Genomic DNA, 16,623 nt, shown 5'->3' with positions numbered 1-16,623 from the left:
GGAGCCCATGGAGGAGCGGTCCGACGAGGGTACGGACCCGCCTGTGGCGGGCACCGCCACCGCGTCCGCCGAGGGCACGGTGATCGCCACCCGCGCGCTCACCAAGCGCTTCCGCGGCGGACAGCTCGCCGTGGACGGCCTCGATCTGACCGTCCCGGCGGGCAGCGTCTTCGGCTTCCTCGGACCCAACGGCTCGGGCAAGACCACCACCATCCGCATGCTGATGGGCCTGATCGAGCCGACCTCGGGCACGGCGCGTGTGCTGGGGCAGCCCATGCCCCGCGCCACCCGCGCCGTGCTCCCGCACGTGGGCGCCCTCATCGAGGGCCCCGCGCTGTACGGCTTCCTCTCCGGCCGTGACAACCTCCTCCGGTACGACGCCGCCGACCCGACCGCCGACCCGCGCACCCGGCGTACCCGCGTCGCGGCCGCCCTCGACCGGGTCGGACTCACCGCGGCCGCGGGCAAGAAGGCGAAGGCGTACTCGCTCGGCATGAAGCAGCGGCTCGGGCTCGCGGCCGCACTGCTCCAGCCCCGCCGCCTGCTCGTCCTGGACGAGCCGACCAACGGCCTCGACCCGCAGGGCATGCGCGAGATCCGTTCCCTCGTGCGGGAGCTGGCCTCGGACGGCACGACCGTCTTCCTCTCCTCACACCTGCTCGACGAGATCGAGCAGGTGTGCACGCACGCCGCCGTGATGGCACAGGGGCGGCTGATCACCCAGGGCCCGGTGGCGGAGCTCGCGGCGGGGGCGCGAGGGCGGCTGGTCGTGACCACCCCGGACCCCGGGGACGCGGCGCGCGTACTGAAGGAACAGGGACTAGCGGATCTCGTCGTGACGGAGACGGGCGTGACCGCCGAACCTCCGGACCGCGAACTCGCCGAACTGAACGCCGCGTTGGTCACGGCGGGCGTCCGCGTCCGTGGCTTCGGCGTCGAACGGGCCTCACTGGAGGACGCGTTCGTGGCGCTGACGGGGGAGGGGTTCGATGTCGCGGGCTGAGACCGAGGGCGAGGCTGAAGTCGAGGCCGAGGCGATACGCGTCCAGGACACGGCGGTACGGAAACCGAGCCCCCTGTGGACCTTCGGACTCTTCCGCAGCGAGCTCCTCACCACCTTCCGGCGCTGGCGGACCATCGCGCTGCTCGCCGTGCTCGCGGCCGTGCCGATCCTCATCGGCATCGCGATCAAGATCGAGACCCGCGACGGCTCCACGGGGGGCGGCGGTGGCGGCGAAGGACCGGCGTTCATCTCGCAGATCACCAACAACGGCCTGTTCCTGGTGTTCACGGCGCTCGCCGCGACCCTCCCCTTCTTCCTGCCGATGGCCATCGGCGTCATCGCGGGCGACGCGATCGCGGGCGAGGCGAACGCGGGGACGCTGCGCTACCTGCTGGTCGCGCCCGCCGGACGCACCCGCCTGCTGCTCACCAAGTACGCGACCACCATGACGTTCTGCCTGGTCGCGACCCTGGTGGTGGCGCTCTCGGCGCTCACGGTCGGCGCGCTGCTCTTTCCCCTGGGCGAGCTGACGACGATCTCCGGGACCCGGATCAGCTTCACCGAGGGGCTGGGGCGGGCGTTCCTCATCGCGCTGGTCGTCGCCGCGTCACTGATCGGCGTAGCGGCCCTCGGCCTGTTCGTCTCGACGCTGACCAACAGCGGCATCGCGGCGATGGCGACGACGGTCGGCCTTCTCATCACCATCCAGATCCTGGACCAGATCCCCCAGCTCCACGCCCTCCAGCCGTACTTCTTCTCCCACTACTGGCTGTCTTTCGCCGACCTCATGCGCGACCCGGTGTACTGGGACGACCTGGTCCGCAATCTCGGACTCCAGGGCCTGTACGCGGCGGTGTTCGGCTCGGCGGCGTGGGCGCGGTTCACGGCGAAGGACATCACCGCGTAGCCGCTAGCGCGCGGCTGCCATGCCCTGCGTTTCGCGCCTTTCGCGCCTGTCGTCGGTGTCGTGCGTTTCGTAGGGGTAGCGGGCGAGCGGTGCCTCCCGTGCGAAGAACGTCTTCGCACGCGCCAGCGCGGCCGTGTCCTTCAGTACGTCACCGGGCTTGCTGCCGTTGCCGAGCAGGACCCCGCCGAAACGCATGCCCAGGTAAGCGGCCGAGTGGTCGAGAGTGCCGATCAGCGGGTCGGCGACCTCTTCCTCCTCGTGAGCCAGCGCGGTGACGCCCCAGAGGGTGCGCCCCGCCATCCTGGCCTTGAAGTCGACGCCGGGGGTACGCAGCCAGCCCGACCAGTAGTCCAGGTAGCGCTTGGTGAGGCCGGAGACCGAGTACCAGTACAGCGGCGAGGCGATCACGATGTCGGTGGCCGCCAGGGTGGCGTCGAGCAGCAGCGCCGGGGTGGTTCCGGCGGCCGGGTGTACGTGGTCGCTGTCGCGCCGCAGGTCCACGAAGTCGGGCAGCGGGTGCTCGGCGAGGCTCAGCCAGCGCTGCTCGACATCCGCGGGCAACTGTTCGGCGGCCCGGCGGGCGAGCAGCTCGGTGTTGCCGTCGGGGCGGCTGCTGCCCAGCAGGAACAGGAAATGACGGCTCATGGGTCCCCCAGGGTGCGTGTGCGACGGGTCGTGGAACACCACGGCCACGACTGCATGCGTACACAATATATGCATGCGCATGAGACGTCCATGGTGCGACACGGGGCCGCCTCCGCCTCCGCCCGCCGCTGGCCGCCTGCCGCCGGCTGCGGGCTGCCGGGGGTCTTGTCGGGGGTCAGAGCAGACGCGCGGCGCCCGTCAGGCGGGCCAGCGCGGCCGTTTCGCGGGGCGGCGGCGAGGCGAGGTCACCGATGCGCCACGCCGGGATCCACGGCACCTGATACACGTCGATCATCGAATCGATCACCTTGACGCGCTGGGCGAGTGGGCGGGGCAGCCGTCCGGGCGCGTCCGCGACCAGCACCACGGCGTCGAGGTCGAGCCCCGGGGGCGCCTCGCCCCGGCGGAAGGTGTCCAGGGTGTGCGAGACGGCGTCCAGTCCCGCCGCGTGCGTACGTCCGACGAGGAGCACCGACCCCGGTTCTCCCTGGTCGGGCCGGGGCCAGTTCCGCCCGGCGTCATGGCCGCCGAAGACCGCGGCGAGTGTGGTGGTGCCGGCTCCGCCGTGCGTCGCGACCCAGGCGAACCGTCGTGGGCCGACGGCGAGGTGGCCCGGTTCGTTCCCGGCGGGTTCGGGCCACCGAGTGGGTTCCACCGTGTCGGCGACCGGCCCGCGGAGCCAGATTTCAGGCCCATCCGTCCCCTGCCGCGTGCTCCCCTGCATCACCTGACCACTCTCCTCGGCCGTCCATCGCCAGTCATCGGTCGTCACCGACCGTCATCCTTGTTGTCGGCCACTCTTACGAGCCTGTGACGTCGTAGTGACGCATGCAGCGGTGGTGAGCCGAGAGACTTGACTGTATGTACCTGACCGGATCTTGAGGCAAGGTCGACGCATGGAAGTACGACCCGAGTGAGGGAATCGATGGCTCGACTCAGCCGCGAACAGAAGCGGGAATCCAAGCGGCAGCGCTCGATGGTCGGCCCCGGTGCCGGCCCGCTGGAGGTGTGGGTCCCCGTGCCTGCGGGGGAAAGCGGGGGCGCCGCCACGGTCGGCGGTGTGCCGGTCGTCGTCGTGCCCGGCGAGACCGTCCAGGCCGCCGTTCTGAACCACCTCCACGGACTCGCCCTCGCCGTCGGTCACTCCGTCCTCGCCACCGTTCACGACGAACGGATCGGCTTCGTCGTACCGCTGGAGGTGTACGGGGACGGGTCGAGCCGGTACACGGGCGAGCCGGTACGGGTGGGGCCGCCGGCCGAGGTGCCCAGGGTGCAGGAATCCCCTCCCGCGATGCCCACGGCTCCACCCGCGCCGCCGCCGGTACCTCCGGTTCCGCCGCGGGACAGCGCGACGCACGTGGTGCGGGCCGTGGAGGAGCCGCAGCCGGTGCCGCGACCGATGCCGGTGTCGGAGCCTCAGCCCCTGCCCGGGGCCGCGGCGACGCATGTGCTGCGGGCGCTGCCGGAGTCGACGCGGGACGCCACGCCCGGCGTCGCGGTGGCTCCGACGGGCGAGTTCGGCCCGCCGCCCGTGGGGCTGACTCCTGAGCGTCCGGCTCCCGCGATGGAGGCCATGTCCCTTATGGACCCCGAGCCGGAGTCGGAACCGAAGCCCACTCCCGCGCGCGGCTTCGACGCCGTCGCCGAGTCGGTGCTGGCACCGGTTCAGGAGACGGAGGGCGCGGCGTTCCTCGTGGAGCCCGTGGCGCGGATCAACGAGGCCGTGAAGACGGGCCGGATCGAAGAGGCCACGGGGATGGCGGAGCGGGTCGGCGCGGACGCGGCGCGGTCGCTGGGCCCCGAGCACCCGGAGGTGCTGCGGCTGCGTGAGCTGACCTCGTACATCGCCTACTTGGCCGGTGACCCGCTCCGGGCGTTCCACCTCTCCCTCGACCTCGCCCGGGTCCGCAGGCGGCACCAGGACCCCGACGCCGCGTACGGCAACGTACAGAGCGCCGCCGCGGCCTGGCGCGCCGTCCGCGACCCCGTGCAGGGACTGAACCTGGGGCAGGACCTGATCACGCTGTGGACCGAACTCGTGGCCGACGGCGGCCCCGCCGCCGACGACCTCGAACAGCTCGACTCGGCCCGCACCCGTATGACCCGCCTCGCGGACCGGGCCCGGGCCCGCTCCCTGGCGGACAACCCGTACACACCCTAGGAGGGCTGGGAGGACGAGTGCCCCGCGGGCAAGGCTCCGTGGGAGCCCCCTGAGAGCCCCCACGGAGCCCTGGAGCCCTTAGGAGGACAGCGTCCACACGGCGTGCGCCAGCGCGTCCGCGTTCCGGTTCAGCGCCGTGTCGTCGATGTTGGACGCCGTGTCGCAGGAGGCGTGGTAGCAGCGGTCGAAGGCCTGGCCGGAGGTGCCGCCCCACTTGGCGGCCTGGGCAGCCGTCTTGATGTAGTCGGCGCCGCTGAAGAGGCCGCCGACCGGTATGCCCACGTTCTTGAAGGGGGAATGGTCCGAGCGGCCGTCGCCCTCGGTCTCGGGCTCCGTGGCGATGCCGACGCCCGCGAAGTAGTCCTTGAAGGTCTTCTCGATCGTGGGGTCGTCGTCGTAGACGAAGTACCCGGGGTTCGGCGAGCCGATCATGTCGAAGTTCAGATAGTCGCTGATCTTCGCCCGGTTCGCGGAGGACAGGCTGTTCACGTAGTACTTCGAGCCGACCATCCCCAGCTCCTCCGCGCCCCACCAGGCGAAGCGCAGGTGCTTGGTGGGCTGGTACTGGGCCCGGGAGACGGCGAGCGCGGTCTCCAGGATCGCGGCGGACCCGGATCCGTTGTCGTTGATGCCGGGCCCCGCGGTCACGCTGTCGAGGTGGGAGCCCGCCATGACGACCTGGTTGGCGTCGCCGCCGGGCCAGTCGGCGATCAGGTTGTACCCGGTGCGGCCGGAGGACGTGAACTGCTGGAGGGTCGTGGTGAATCCGGCCGCGTCCAGCTTCGCCTTCACGTAGTCGATGGAAGCCTTGTAACCGGTGCGGCCGTGTGCGCGGTTGCCGCCGTTGGCGGTGGCGATGGACTGCAGTTGTGCGAGATGGGCCTTGACGTTGGCCACGGGGATGTCGGGCGCGGCGGTGGGGGCGGGCGCCGCACCGGTTATCGCGCCGGTGGTGAGGAGGGTGACGGCCGCGACGACGACGGCGCCGGTGGCACGCCCGGGAACGGAGAGCTTCATGTGGGGGGCTCCGGATTCCTTGTGGGAAAGAGGTGCCTGATGGTGTTTCTGAGGCTGACGTTCCGTCAAGAGCGCAATCCGGTCAGGGTGGTTCGCATAGCGGACCCGGCCGCCGGGGTGAGCGACGCTCACTGCACGCAGAACTCGTTCCCCTCCGGGTCGGCCATCACCACCCACTCGCCGGCCGGTTCCTTCACGTGCCGCAGCACGTCCGCGCCCAGCCCCTCCAGCCGGGCGACCTCCTCCGCGCGTCGGCCCTCGCCCGGGTGCAGGTCGAGATGGAGCCGGTTCTTGACGGTCTTCGGCTCAGGGACGCGCTGGAAGAGCAGGCGCCGCCCGAGCCCGATGCCGCGCTCCTTGTCGTACGGGTCGTCCGGATGCCGTACGGCGATCAGGTCCCGGAAGGCCGGGCGGCCGTGGAAGTCGACGGCGGCCTCGGCCGGCAGGGCACCGAGGCCCAGCAGCCGTTCGACGAGCGCGCTGTTGTCCTCGACCTCGTAACCGAGGGCGGCGGCCCAGAAGTCGGCTTGGGCGTGCGGGTCGGTGGCGTCGATGACCAGCTTCCAGTGCACGGGCGTAGGCGTCATGCAGCCACTCATAGTGGTTGCGTGACCGAGCGTGCAACGGATTCGCTCAGGTGCCCCTCGAACACCGGACCCCGGACCCCGGACCCCGGACAGTGGACGCCGGACACCCCGAGGCTTCCAGGGGCGCGGGGCAGGGACGGCGGGGGCGAAACCCTCTACGACTTGGTGTCCACGGCGGCGGCACTCCGCACGCCGGCAACGGCACCCTTGCCGGCCCCGGCCTTGAGCGCCCGAGCCGCCCGCCGCGCGGTCCGCAGCGCGTCGAAGGTGAGCAGCGACAGCGCGAGCCAGACCAGCGCGAACCCGGCCCACCGCTCCAGCGGCATGGCCTCGTGGAAGTAGAGGATGCCGAGCAGGAACTGGAACACCGGGGCGAGGTACTGCAACAGCCCCAGCGTGGACAACGGCACCCGTATCGCGGCCGCGCCGAAACAGACCAGCGGAAGCGCGGTCACCACGCCCGTCGCCGCGAGCAACGCCGCATGCCCCGCACCCTCCGTGCCGAAGGTCGCGCCCCCGCTCGAACCCAGCCACAGCAGATAGGCGAGCGCGGGCAGGAACTGGATCGCCGTCTCGGCGGCGAGCGACTCGATCCCGCCGAGGTTGACCTTCTTCTTCACCAGCCCGTACGTGGCGAAGGAGAAGGCGAGGGTGAGGGAGATCCACGGCGGCCGGCCGTACCCGATGGTGAGGACGAGCACCGCGGAGAAGCCGACACCGACCGCCGCCCACTGCACGGGGCGCAGCCGTTCCTTCAGCAGCAGGACGCCCATGGCGATGGTGACGAGCGGGTTGATGAAGTAGCCGAGGGACGCCTCGACGACGTGCTCGCTGTTCACGGCCCAGATGTAGACGCCCCAGTTGATCGTGATCACGGCCGCCGCGACGCTGATCAGCGCCAGCTTGCGCGGCTGTCGCAGCAACTCGCCGAGCCAGGCCCAGCGCCGCATCACCAGCAGGGCGACGCCGACCACGGCGAGGGACCACACCATCCGGTGGGCGAGGATCTCCAGGGCCCCGGCCGGCTTCAACAGCGGCCAGAAGAGGGGAACGAGCCCCCACATGCCGTACGCGGCGAAGCCGTTCAACAGCCCGATGCGCTGCTCGGCCTTGGATATCTGGGGCCCTGTCGGGCCGACCGGGCCACTGGAACTCATGGAGCCGGTCGCACCCATCGAATTCTTCGCCTGCTGCACGGCCACCGGCCCTCCCTCTCGCACAGCTGCTCCCGTGCAGCCTCCAAGAAGGTAGCGCCGAGCACCCCCGCCTGTCATGCCCGTATCGCTATACGGTCATGACAGGCGGGGGTGCGGGTGGCGACGGTGCCGGGGCCCGAGGGGGAGTCAGCCCTTCAGCGCCGCCGCGATCGACTCGGCGACCGGCGTGGTCGGGCGGCCGGTCAGCCGGGACAGGTCACCGCTGGTGCCCGCGAGCTGGCCCTTCTCGATGGACGCGTCGACGCCCGCCAGGATCGCGGCGAGGGGACCGGGCAGTCCGGCGCCGGTCAGGATGCCGGTGAGCGCCTCGACGGAGACGCTGTTGTAGGCGATCTCCTTGCCGGACTGCTCGGCCACCAGGGCGGCGTACTCGGCGAAGCTCCACGCGGTGTCGCCGCTCAGCTCGTACGTCTTGTTCTCGTGGCCTTCGCCGGTCAGTACGGCCACGGCGGCGGCCGCGTAGTCGGCGCGGGCGGCGGAGGCGACCTTGCCGTCGCCAGCGGCCTGGGTGACGGCGCTGTACTCGAGGACCGGGGCGAGGTTCTCGGTGTAGTTCTCGTTGTACCAGCCGTTGCGCAGCAGGGCGTAGGGCACACCCGACTCCAGGATCGCCTTCTCGGTGCCCTTGTGGTCGTCGGCGAGGGCGGCGGTGAGGGTGCCCGGGGCGCTGGTGTACGCGAAGAGCGCGACCCCGGCGGCCTTGGCGGCGTCCAGGACGACCTGGTGCTGGGCCACGCGGCCCTTGTCGAACTCGTTGCCGGAGATGAGCAGCACCTTGTCACCGGCGGCGAAGAGGGTCCCGAAGGTCTCGGGCTCGTTGTAGTTGGCGACCGCGATCTTCACACCGCGGGCCGCGAAGCCGGCGGCCTTCTCCGCGTCGCGGACGACGGCGGTGATCTGGTCGGCCGGAACCTTCTCCAGCAGCCCCTCGATGACGTGGCGGCCGAGGTGTCCGGTGGCTCCGGTGACGACGATGCTCATGACTTAGCTCCTTGTGGGGTGGGTCTGTCACTAACCCTAGGAGGTGCGCTAACTCTGCGAAAGTACCCACTTTGAAGTAAGGTACTGGCATGGGAGTAAGTGCAAAAGCGTCCGCGGCCGTCTCCAGGTACGACACCGGCGAGGCGATGTGCCCGTACCGCCTCGTCCTGGAGCACGTCACCAGCCGCTGGGGCGTCCTCGTACTGATCGAGCTCCTCGACCGCTCCTACCGCTTCAGTGAGCTGCGCCGGGCGATCGGCCGGGTCAGCGAGAAGATGCTCACCCAGACTCTCCAGACTTTGGAGCGCGACGGTCTCGTCCACCGTGACGCGAAGCCCGTGATCCCGCCCCGCGTCGACTACTCGCTCACCGAACTGGGCCGCGAGGCCGCCGAGCAGGTGCGCGCGCTGGCCGTCTGGACCAAGGACCGGATGGACGACGTCGAGAAGTCCCGCCACGCGTACGACGAGGCCCGGGCGTCAGCCGCCCGGGCCCCTGGAACTTCTTGAACGCCTCGAAGAACGCCTCGAAGAACGTCTCCAAGAACGCCTCTAACGGCCGGCTGGCTCAGCCGACGACCGTCCAGGTGTCCCCGCCCGCGAGGAGCGTCGCGAGGTCGCCCTTGCCGTTCTGTTCGATGGCCGTGTCGAGCTGGTCGGCCATCTGGGTGTCGTAGACCGGCCGCTCCACGGAGCGCAGGACGCCGATCGGGGTGTGGTGCAGGGTGTCCGGGTCGGCCAGCCGGGAGAGCGCGAAGGCCGTGGTCGGGGACGCGGAGTGGGCGTCGTGGACCAGGATCTGTGCCTCGTTCTCCGGGGTGACGGCGACGACCTTCAGGTCACCGGTCAGCTGATCCCGTACGACACCCTTGCCGCGGTCCGCGCCGAAGCGGATCTGCTGCCCGTGTTCGAGGCGGATCACCGCCTCCTCGGCCTGCTGCTTGTCCTTGAGGACCTCGAAAGCACCGTCGTTGAAGATGTTGCAGTTCTGGTAGATCTCCACCAGCGCCGTGCCCGGGTGGGCGGCGGCCTGCCGCAGTACGTCGGTGAGGTGCTTGCGGTCGGAGTCCACGGTCCGGGCCACGAAGGACGCCTCCGCGCCGATGGCCAGGGACACCGGGTTGAAGGGCGCGTCCAGCGAGCCCATCGGCGTCGACTTGGTGATCTTGCCGACCTCGGAGGTCGGCGAGTACTGCCCCTTGGTGAGGCCGTAGATCCGGTTGTTGAACAGCAGGATCTTCAGGTTCACGTTGCGGCGCAGCGCGTGGATCAGATGGTTGCCGCCGATGGAGAGGGCGTCCCCGTCACCGGTCACCACCCACACGCTCAGGTCCCGCCTGCTGGAGGCGAGCCCCGTCGCGATGGCGGGCGCGCGGCCGTGGATGGAGTGCATGCCGTACGTATTCATGTAGTACGGGAAGCGGGACGAGCAGCCGATGCCCGACACGAAGACGATGTTCTCCTTGGCGAGGCCGAGCTCGGGCATGAAGCCCTGCACGGCGGCCAGGACCGCGTAGTCACCGCAACCGGGGCACCAGCGCACTTCCTGATCGGACTTGAAGTCCTTCATGGACTGCCTGGCCTCGGCCTTGGGCACCAGAGTGAGCGCCTCGATCGTGTCCGCGCTTCCTGTGGTCGTCTCAGCCATCGATGGCCTCCTTGAGCGCCGTGGCGAGCTGTTCGGCCTTGAACGGCATGCCGTTGACCTGGTTGTAGGAGTGCGCGTCGACCAGGTACTTCGCCCGGACGAGTGTGGCGAGCTGGCCGAGGTTCATCTCGGGGATCACCACCTTCTCGTAACGCCTCAGCACCGCGCCGAGATTCCGGGGGAACGGGTTGAGGTGGCGCAGATGGGCCTGCGCGATGTTCTCCCCGGCCGCCCGCAGCCGCCGTACCGCCGCGGTGATGGGTCCGTACGTCGAACCCCAGCCCAGAACGAGGGTGTTGGCCTCGCCGGACGGGTCGTCGACCTCGATGTCCGGGACGTCGATGCCGTCGATCTTCGCCTGGCGGGTGCGGACCATGAAGTCGTGGTTGGCGGGGTCGTAGGAGATGTTGCCCGTGCCGTCCTGCTTCTCGATGCCGCCGATGCGGTGTTCGAGACCCGGTGTGCCCGGGATCGCCCAGGGGCGGGCCAGGGTCCCGGGGTCGCGCTTGTACGGCCAGAACACCTCGGTGCCGTCGTCCAGGGTGTGGTTCGGACCCTGTGCGAACTGCACCCGCAGGTCCGGGAGCCCGTCGACCTCCGGGATCCGCCACGGCTCGGAGCCGTTGGCCAGGTAGCCGTCGGAGAGGAGGAGGACGGGGGTGCGGTAGATGAGGGCGATCCGGGCCGCCTCCAGGGCGGCGTCGAAGCAGTCGGCCGGTGTGCACGGGGCGACCACCGGGACCGGGGCCTCTCCGTTGCGCCCGTACATCGCCTGGAGCAGGTCCGCCTGCTCCGTCTTCGTCGGCAGACCCGTGGAGGGCCCGCCGCGCTGGATGTCGATGACCAGGAGCGGCAGTTCGAGGGAGACCGCGAGCCCGATGGTCTCCGACTTCAGCGCCACGCCCGGCCCGGAGGTGGTGGTGACGGCGAGGGAGCCGCCGAAGGCCGCGCCCAGGGCGGCGCCGATGCCCGCGATCTCGTCCTCGGCCTGGAAGGTGCGCACGCCGAAGTTCTTGTGCCGGCTCAGCTCGTGCAGGATGTCGGAGGCCGGGGTGATCGGGTAGGAGCCCAGGTAGAGGGGCAGGTCCGCCTGTTTGGAGGCGGCGATCAGGCCGTACGACAGGGCCAGGTTCCCGGAGATGTTGCGGTAGGTGCCGGTCGGGAAGGTCTTGGTGGCCGGGGCGACCTCGTAGGAGACCGCGAAATCCTCGGTCGTCTCGCCGAAGTTCCAGCCCGCCCGGAACGCGGCGATGTTGGCGGCGGCGATCTCGGGCTTCTTCGCGAACTTGGTCCGCAGGAACTTCTCGGTGCCCTCGGTGGGCCGGTGGTACATCCAGGACAGCAGGCCCAGCGCGAACATGTTCTTGCTGCGCTCGGCCTCCTTGCGGGACAGCTCGAACTCCTTGAGCGCCTCGACCGTCATCGTCGTCAGCGGGACCGGATGGACGGCGTACGCGTCCAGCGAACCGTCCTCCAGCGGGCTGGCCGCGTAACCGACCTTCGCCATCGCCCGCTTAGTGAACTCGTCCGTGTTGACGATGATCTCCGCGCCGCGCGGCACATCACCGATGTTCGCCTTGAGCGCCGCCGGATTCATGGCCACCAGCACATTCGGCGCGTCACCGGGCGTGAGGATGTCATGGTCCGCGAAATGCAGCTGAAATGAAGAAACGCCCGGCAGTGTGCCTGCGGGCGCTCGGATTTCGGCGGGGAAGTTCGGCAGCGTCGAAAGATCGTTGCCGAAGGACGCCGTCTCGGAGGTGAAGCGGTCGCCGGTGAGTTGCATTCCATCACCGGAGTCACCCGCGAACCGGATGATCACCCGGTCGAGCCGGCGTGTTTCCTTTGCCCCCGCCGGTTTGCGCTGTTCTCCTACGACGGCTTCGTCGGCCTGCTCCGCTGGGCTACTGACCTGGCTGGTCACTTAACTGGACCTCCTTCGAGGCGGCTGTCTGGGAACGGCCTTCCCGCAGGCCTTCCCAGGACCAACCCTACGTCTGTAAGGGTCGCCTTCCCTCGGCCGTTCGCATGATGGACACCATTTTGAGACGGTTCGACGCCCTGACTTGTCATGACTTACTCGCCCCCGACGCTCCTCTGGAAGACGCTTCTACCTCATCCTTTGGTTCTCGTGCCGGTCTCGCGCCGCTCTGGTGCGGTGTCGGGCGCCCCCTTCGAGGGTCCTTCGAGGGCGATTCCGTTCGGCTGACCCAGTGTCAGCCCCTCAGGAGTTCAGATAGGTGAGGACCGCGAGAACACGCCGGTGATCGCCGTCGCTCGGGGAAAGCCCGAGTTTCAGGAAGATATTGCTGACGTGCTTCTCGACCGCCCCGTCACTCACCACGAGCTGCCGCGCGATCGCCGAGTTGGTGCGTCCCTCGGCCATAAGTCCTAGGACCTCCCGCTCCCGCGGGGTGAGCCCGGCCAGTACGTCCTGCTTACGACTGCGCCCGAGCAGCTGCGCGACCACTTCCGGGTCCAGCGCGGTACCCCCCTGGGCCACCCGCACCACCGCGTCCACGAACTCGCGCACCTCCGCGACGCGGTCCTTGAGCAGGTAGCCGACGCCACGGGTCGAACCGGCCAGCAGTTCGGTGGCGTAGCGCTCCTCCACGTACTGCGACAGCACCAGCACCCCCACCCCCGGGTGCTGCTTGCGCAGCTGCACGGCCGCCTTCACGCCCTCGTCGGTGTGTGTCGGCGGCATCCGTACGTCCGCGACCACGACGTCCGGCAGCGAGTCCTGGGCCGCCAGGTCGGTGATCGTCTTGATCAGCGCGTCGCCGTCTCCGACACCGGCCACGACGTCGTGCCCACGGTCGGTCAACAACCGGGTCAGGCCCTCCCTGAGCAGCACTGAATCCTCGGCGATGACCACCCGCACCCTGTCCTCCACGATTCTCGGCCCCCCACACCATTCCCCGACCCACGCCGGCAGCGTCCCCGCTCATACATCAGCCCACAGCATCCCAGCATTCGGACCACCCTGCGCCAGGACAAGGGGAATCAAGGGGAATCAACGGGAATCAGGGGGACGAGGAAGGGGGAATACAGGGGGCGCACTTTTGGCTCCGGGTGGGGCTTTGGGCGGCGGGGATTTCGAGCTGGTGGGGGAGTGAGGAGTAGGGGGCGGGGCCCGTCGGGGGGGGAGGGGGTCTTGGCGGGGGCGGGGGCCGGGTCGGAGCCCCTGGGGGCCGCGCCGCCTTGTAAGGGTTCTTGGTGGGGTGCAGGGGCGGAGCCCCGCCGGGGTTGGGGCGGAGCCCCGGGGATGGGGCGGGTAGGGGCGGCGGGGGCGAGAAACGCCTCACCCCGTGCCCCGCTCACCCCCGCCAGGGCAACTCCGCAGTAATCCGAGTGGGCCCACCCACAGGAGAGTCCACCACCAGAACCCCGTCCACCGCATCGAGCCGCTCCGCCAGCCCCGCAAGCCCGGACCCACCGGAAACATCGGCCCCGCCCACACCATCGTCGACAACCTGAAGCATCAACCGGTTCTCGACCCGCCACACATCGACCATGGCCCGCGTCGCCCGCGCATGCTTACTGATGTTCTGCAGCAGCTCGGAGACGGTGAAGTACGCGATCCCCTCGATCGCCGGCGCCGGCCGAGCGGGAAGATCCACATCCACCTGCACCGGCACGGTGCACCGCGAGGCCACGGAAGACAGCGCCGCATCCAGCCCACGATCGGTCAGCACGGCCGGATGAATCCCACGCGCCAGATCCCGCAGCTCCTGCAACGCCGTCTTCACCTCACCGTGCGCCTCGTCCACCATCCGCGCCGCCGCCCGCGGATCCTCGGTGAGCTTCTCCTTGGCCAGACCGAGCCCCATCGCGAGATTGACGAGCCGCGCCTGCGCCCCGTCGTGCAGATCCCGCTCGATGCGCCGCAGGTCCGCCGCGGCCGTGTCGACCACGACCCCCCGGTCCGACTCCAGCTCGACCACCCGGCTCGCCAGCCGCGACGGCCCGAGCAGCCCCGCCACCATCACCCGGTCCACCGTGGTCAGCGCCCGCACGATCCACGGCGTGGCCATCGTGATCAGCAGCCCCAGCAGCGCGGTGACGGTGATCTCGAAGGGGTTGTCCAGGTAGATGCGGTGTGTGTCGTCACCGTAGAGCTGGAGGCCACCCTGCCCGCCGTACACGGGGAACAGCCAGAACCACAGCGGATACGTCAGCATCGCCCAGCCGTACGCCCAGAAACTCAGGGTCACCACGAACGAGAAAACCGACCACGGGAACTGCACCACCGAGTACAGCAGATGCCGCCACGCCGAACCGTTCTTGAGGATCGCCCCCATCCACGCCATCGCCCCGTGCTTGCGCACCCGCAGGGGCTCCGGCGCGGCCACCTCGATCCCGAGCAACCCGCGCGCCCGCGCCCGCTCCAGCGCGCCGAACCCGAGGACGCCGGCGAGGGCCGCGGCGAGCACCGGGATCCCCAGGAAGGTGACCAGCAGCCCCATGCCGAGCGAGAACATCGTGACGGCGAACGTGAACATGAGGATGCCGACCGGCAGACCCGACATCACATAACCGAACTCGCGCCAGCTGCGCGCCTCGATCGGCGCCCGCAGCGGTGCCGGGAGACGGTGCCGCCGCTCCTCGGCACCCGCCTCGTGGAATCCGGGCCCGCTCGGGTACCCGTACCCCTGTCCGTACTCCGTCGCCATCGGTGTCGTCCGTTCTACTCGTCCTGCTCGTCGGCTCGTACTCCCACCCTGCTGTCCCCGGCTCTTCCCGACCATGGAGCGGGTCGGCGTCTTGGGGCGGGGGTTTTCCCTACCCCGGAGCCCGACGCGACCCCGGAGCCCGACGCGACCCCGGAGCCCGAAGCCCGCCCGCAGAACGCAGGGGCCGCGCCCGCCAAAGCCCGTCCACCGGTCCCGCCCGTCCCACTCGCCCCGTCAGCCCCGCCCATCCCCCCGGTCCCGCCAAGGCAGCTCCGCCGTGATGATGGTCGGGCCGCCCGGCGGTGAGTCGACGACGAACAGCCCGTCCACCGCGCCCAGCCGGTCCGCGAGCCCCGCCATCCCCGTACCGCCGTCGAGGGCGGCCCCGCCGCGGCCGTCGTCCTGGACCTGTATGAGCAGCCGCTCGTCCGACCGCCACACGTCGACGGACGCGGAGCGCGCCCCGCTGTGCTTGCTGACGTTCTGCAACAGCTCGGACACGGTGAAGTAGGCGATGCCCTCGATGGCGGCGGCCGGTCTCGTCGGGAGGTCGGCCGTCACCTTCACCGGCACGGTGCAGCGCGAGGCGACCGACGACAGCGCCGCGTCGAGGCCCCGGTCGGTGAGGACCGCGGGATGGATGCCGCGGGCCAGATCGCGCAGCTCCTGCAGGGCCAGCTTCACCTCGCCGTGCGCCTCGTCGACCATGGCCGCGACGGTCTCGTCGGCCTGGCCCTCGAGGAGCTTCTCCTTGGCCAGACCGAGCCCCATCGCGAGATTGACGAGCCGCGCCTGCGCCCCGTCGTGCAGGTCCCGTTCGATGCGCCGCAGGTCCGCCGCTGCCGTGTCGACCACGACCCCCCGGTCCGACTCCAGCTCGGCGATGCGCCGCTCCAACTCGTCCGAGGGAGACAGCAGCCCGCGCACCATGGCCCGGTCCACGTTCGTCAGCCCCCGTGCGAGGAACGGCAGCACCGGCCACAGCAGGAACAGCGACGTCAGCGTGACCGTGAAGGTGACGATGCCCCACGGCAGCCGGATGAAGTCGTACAGCACCGTCCGCCAGGCCACCGGGTCCCGCAGGCTCGACCACAACCAGGGGAAGAAGCCCGTCCCGCGCACCGGCATCGGGCTCGGCTCGTCGATCCGTACGCCGAGCAGCTTGCGCGCCCGTGCCCGCTCCATCCGGCCCAGCAGTCGTGTGCCCCGCAGCCCGCCCGCGAGCAGCGGCAGCCCGATCACCGTGACGGCCAGCCCCGCGCCCGTGGAGACGAGCGTCACGACGTAGACGAAGCCGAAGATCGAGACCGGCAGATTGGCGAGGAGGTGCGCGATCTCCTTCCACGTCTGCCGGCCGAGGGCGAAGCGTGGGGGAGGCAGCCGGTCACTGCCGGCCGACCCGTCCGGTATGTCTGATGCATCCAGTAGACCCGGTATATCCGAGGCTTGCGGCGTGTCCGACGGGCCGAGGGGGCCGACAGGGATGATGCGTTCGGTCATATTCGCTAGCCTGCCCGGCGGTGAGCCGCCGCGCCATGAGGCCGACCGCCACGATCCACTGGGGAAAACCCCACCCCTTGAGGTGAAAGCGAACGCCGCCGCGCTGTGTACCTGGATGTGCTCGCGAGGTGAAATGGGTAGTGACCGCGAGGTGCGGACGGGAACCCGGTGACATGTGAGCCGGGCGAGTGCGGGAACCCGGCGACGGGCAAGGCGGACGAGTCCGTGACATGTCCCCGATAGCCAATGCGTGACGGGCTGCTTACCGTCTCTTTAGCAGGC

General features: G+C 70.2%; 15 protein-coding genes. 4 read left to right on the top strand and 11 right to left on the bottom strand.

What is annotated here, in order from left to right:
• The first annotated feature begins 7 nt into the window (after positions 1 to 7).
• Together ACFVWD_RS01340 and ACFVWD_RS01335 are read left to right on the top strand one after the other, a co-directional pair.
• Entirely contained in the window at positions 8 to 1,003 is a 996-nt protein-coding gene (locus ACFVWD_RS01340; RefSeq protein ID WP_389593191.1) for an ABC transporter ATP-binding protein, read from the top strand.
• Complete coding sequence (locus tag ACFVWD_RS01335) at positions 990 to 1,910, top strand: ABC transporter permease (protein ID WP_389593190.1); 921 nt, start codon at positions 990 to 992, stop codon at positions 1,908 to 1,910. The genes ACFVWD_RS01340 and ACFVWD_RS01335 overlap by 14 nt, the downstream gene beginning before the upstream one ends.
• A 3-nt stretch (positions 1,911 to 1,913) precedes the next feature.
• On the opposite strand, the gene ACFVWD_RS01330 is transcribed toward ACFVWD_RS01335, so the two are convergent.
• Together ACFVWD_RS01330 and ACFVWD_RS01325 are read right to left on the bottom strand one after the other, a co-directional pair.
• On the bottom strand, positions 1,914 to 2,555 hold the full coding sequence (locus ACFVWD_RS01330; protein WP_389593188.1) for a flavodoxin family protein: 642 nt from the start codon (positions 2,553 to 2,555) through the stop codon (positions 1,914 to 1,916).
• Positions 2,556 to 2,730: 175 nt separating this feature from the next.
• Positions 2,731 to 3,279: a DUF6668 family protein gene (locus tag ACFVWD_RS01325; RefSeq protein WP_389593246.1), complete on the bottom strand. Its 549-nt coding sequence runs from the start codon at positions 3,277 to 3,279 to the stop codon at positions 2,731 to 2,733.
• Between the two features lie 201 nt (positions 3,280 to 3,480).
• Between ACFVWD_RS01325 and ACFVWD_RS01320 the strand changes: the two genes are divergently transcribed.
• The gene (locus tag ACFVWD_RS01320; RefSeq protein ID WP_389593187.1) at positions 3,481 to 4,716 is read left to right on the top strand and encodes a tetratricopeptide repeat protein; all 1,236 of its coding nucleotides are present in this window, start codon (positions 3,481 to 3,483) and stop codon (positions 4,714 to 4,716) included.
• 78 nt (positions 4,717 to 4,794) lie between these two features.
• On the opposite strand, the gene ACFVWD_RS01315 is transcribed toward ACFVWD_RS01320, so the two are convergent.
• From ACFVWD_RS01315 to ACFVWD_RS01300, 4 genes are all read right to left on the bottom strand, one after another.
• Entirely contained in the window at positions 4,795 to 5,733 is a 939-nt protein-coding gene (locus ACFVWD_RS01315; protein ID WP_389593185.1) for a M28 family metallopeptidase, read from the bottom strand.
• Between the two features lie 128 nt (positions 5,734 to 5,861).
• Entirely contained in the window at positions 5,862 to 6,320 is a 459-nt protein-coding gene (locus tag ACFVWD_RS01310; RefSeq protein WP_389593183.1) for a VOC family protein, read from the bottom strand.
• Between the two features lie 155 nt (positions 6,321 to 6,475).
• On the bottom strand, positions 6,476 to 7,477 hold the full coding sequence (gene rarD, locus ACFVWD_RS01305; protein ID WP_389593244.1) for an EamA family transporter RarD: 1,002 nt from the start codon (positions 7,475 to 7,477) through the stop codon (positions 6,476 to 6,478).
• Positions 7,478 to 7,663: 186 nt separating this feature from the next.
• The gene (locus ACFVWD_RS01300; RefSeq protein ID WP_389593181.1) at positions 7,664 to 8,518 is read right to left on the bottom strand and encodes an SDR family oxidoreductase; all 855 of its coding nucleotides are present in this window, start codon (positions 8,516 to 8,518) and stop codon (positions 7,664 to 7,666) included.
• Positions 8,519 to 8,607: 89 nt separating this feature from the next.
• Between ACFVWD_RS01300 and ACFVWD_RS01295 the strand changes: the two genes are divergently transcribed.
• Positions 8,608 to 9,027 (top strand): winged helix-turn-helix transcriptional regulator, encoded by a 420-nt coding sequence (locus tag ACFVWD_RS01295; protein ID WP_389593179.1) that lies wholly within the window; start codon positions 8,608 to 8,610, stop codon positions 9,025 to 9,027.
• A 58-nt stretch (positions 9,028 to 9,085) separates the two neighbouring features.
• Here the strand turns inward: ACFVWD_RS01295 and ACFVWD_RS01290 are convergent, their stop codons facing one another.
• The 5 genes from ACFVWD_RS01290 to ACFVWD_RS01270 form a co-directional block, all read right to left on the bottom strand.
• Positions 9,086 to 10,165: a 2-oxoacid:ferredoxin oxidoreductase subunit beta gene (locus tag ACFVWD_RS01290; RefSeq protein WP_389593177.1), complete on the bottom strand. Its 1,080-nt coding sequence runs from the start codon at positions 10,163 to 10,165 to the stop codon at positions 9,086 to 9,088.
• Positions 10,158 to 12,089, bottom strand: a complete 1,932-nt coding sequence (locus ACFVWD_RS01285; RefSeq protein ID WP_389593175.1) for a 2-oxoacid:acceptor oxidoreductase subunit alpha — start codon at positions 12,087 to 12,089, stop codon at positions 10,158 to 10,160. The genes ACFVWD_RS01290 and ACFVWD_RS01285 overlap by 8 nt, the downstream gene beginning before the upstream one ends.
• 300 nt (positions 12,090 to 12,389) lie before the next feature.
• Positions 12,390 to 13,049: a response regulator transcription factor gene (locus tag ACFVWD_RS01280; RefSeq protein ID WP_360263284.1), complete on the bottom strand. Its 660-nt coding sequence runs from the start codon at positions 13,047 to 13,049 to the stop codon at positions 12,390 to 12,392.
• 436 nt (positions 13,050 to 13,485) lie between these two features.
• Positions 13,486 to 14,841, bottom strand: coding sequence for a sensor histidine kinase (locus ACFVWD_RS01275; protein WP_389593173.1), 1,356 nt, complete (start codon positions 14,839 to 14,841; stop codon positions 13,486 to 13,488).
• A gap of 234 nt (positions 14,842 to 15,075) precedes the next feature.
• The gene (locus tag ACFVWD_RS01270) at positions 15,076 to 16,341 is read right to left on the bottom strand and encodes a sensor histidine kinase (RefSeq protein WP_389593171.1); all 1,266 of its coding nucleotides are present in this window, start codon (positions 16,339 to 16,341) and stop codon (positions 15,076 to 15,078) included.
• Positions 16,342 to 16,623: the final 282 nt, after the last annotated feature.

The sequence above is a fragment of the Streptomyces sp. NPDC058086 genome (genome assembly GCF_042885015.1).
In the GTDB taxonomy this organism is placed as follows: Bacteria; Actinomycetota; Actinomycetes; order Streptomycetales; family Streptomycetaceae; genus Streptomyces.
The sequence above is the reverse complement of the archived record's forward strand: the minus strand, read 5'-3'. Positions and strand labels throughout refer to the sequence as shown.

Bases quoted from the DNA above. Each gene is read 5' to 3' on its own strand.
- ACFVWD_RS01340 (WP_389593191.1), top strand. From the start codon at position 8: ATGGAGGAGCGGTCCGACGAGGGTACGGACCCGCCTGTGGCGGGCACC.
- ACFVWD_RS01335 (WP_389593190.1), top strand. From the start codon at position 990: ATGTCGCGGGCTGAGACCGAGGGCGAGGCTGAAGTCGAGGCCGAGGCG.
- ACFVWD_RS01330 (WP_389593188.1), bottom strand. From the start codon at position 2,555: ATGAGCCGTCATTTCCTGTTCCTGCTGGGCAGCAGCCGCCCCGACGGC.
- ACFVWD_RS01325 (WP_389593246.1), bottom strand. From the start codon at position 3,279: ATGCAGGGGAGCACGCGGCAGGGGACGGATGGGCCTGAAATCTGGCTC.
- ACFVWD_RS01320 (WP_389593187.1), top strand. From the start codon at position 3,481: ATGGCTCGACTCAGCCGCGAACAGAAGCGGGAATCCAAGCGGCAGCGC.
- ACFVWD_RS01315 (WP_389593185.1), bottom strand. From the start codon at position 5,733: ATGAAGCTCTCCGTTCCCGGGCGTGCCACCGGCGCCGTCGTCGTCGCG.
- ACFVWD_RS01310 (WP_389593183.1), bottom strand. From the start codon at position 6,320: ATGACGCCTACGCCCGTGCACTGGAAGCTGGTCATCGACGCCACCGAC.
- rarD (WP_389593244.1), bottom strand. From the start codon at position 7,477: ATGAGTTCCAGTGGCCCGGTCGGCCCGACAGGGCCCCAGATATCCAAG.
- ACFVWD_RS01300 (WP_389593181.1), bottom strand. From the start codon at position 8,518: ATGAGCATCGTCGTCACCGGAGCCACCGGACACCTCGGCCGCCACGTC.
- ACFVWD_RS01295 (WP_389593179.1), top strand. From the start codon at position 8,608: ATGGGAGTAAGTGCAAAAGCGTCCGCGGCCGTCTCCAGGTACGACACC.
- ACFVWD_RS01290 (WP_389593177.1), bottom strand. From the start codon at position 10,165: ATGGCTGAGACGACCACAGGAAGCGCGGACACGATCGAGGCGCTCACT.
- ACFVWD_RS01275 (WP_389593173.1), bottom strand. From the start codon at position 14,841: ATGGCGACGGAGTACGGACAGGGGTACGGGTACCCGAGCGGGCCCGGA.
- ACFVWD_RS01270 (WP_389593171.1), bottom strand. From the start codon at position 16,341: ATGACCGAACGCATCATCCCTGTCGGCCCCCTCGGCCCGTCGGACACG.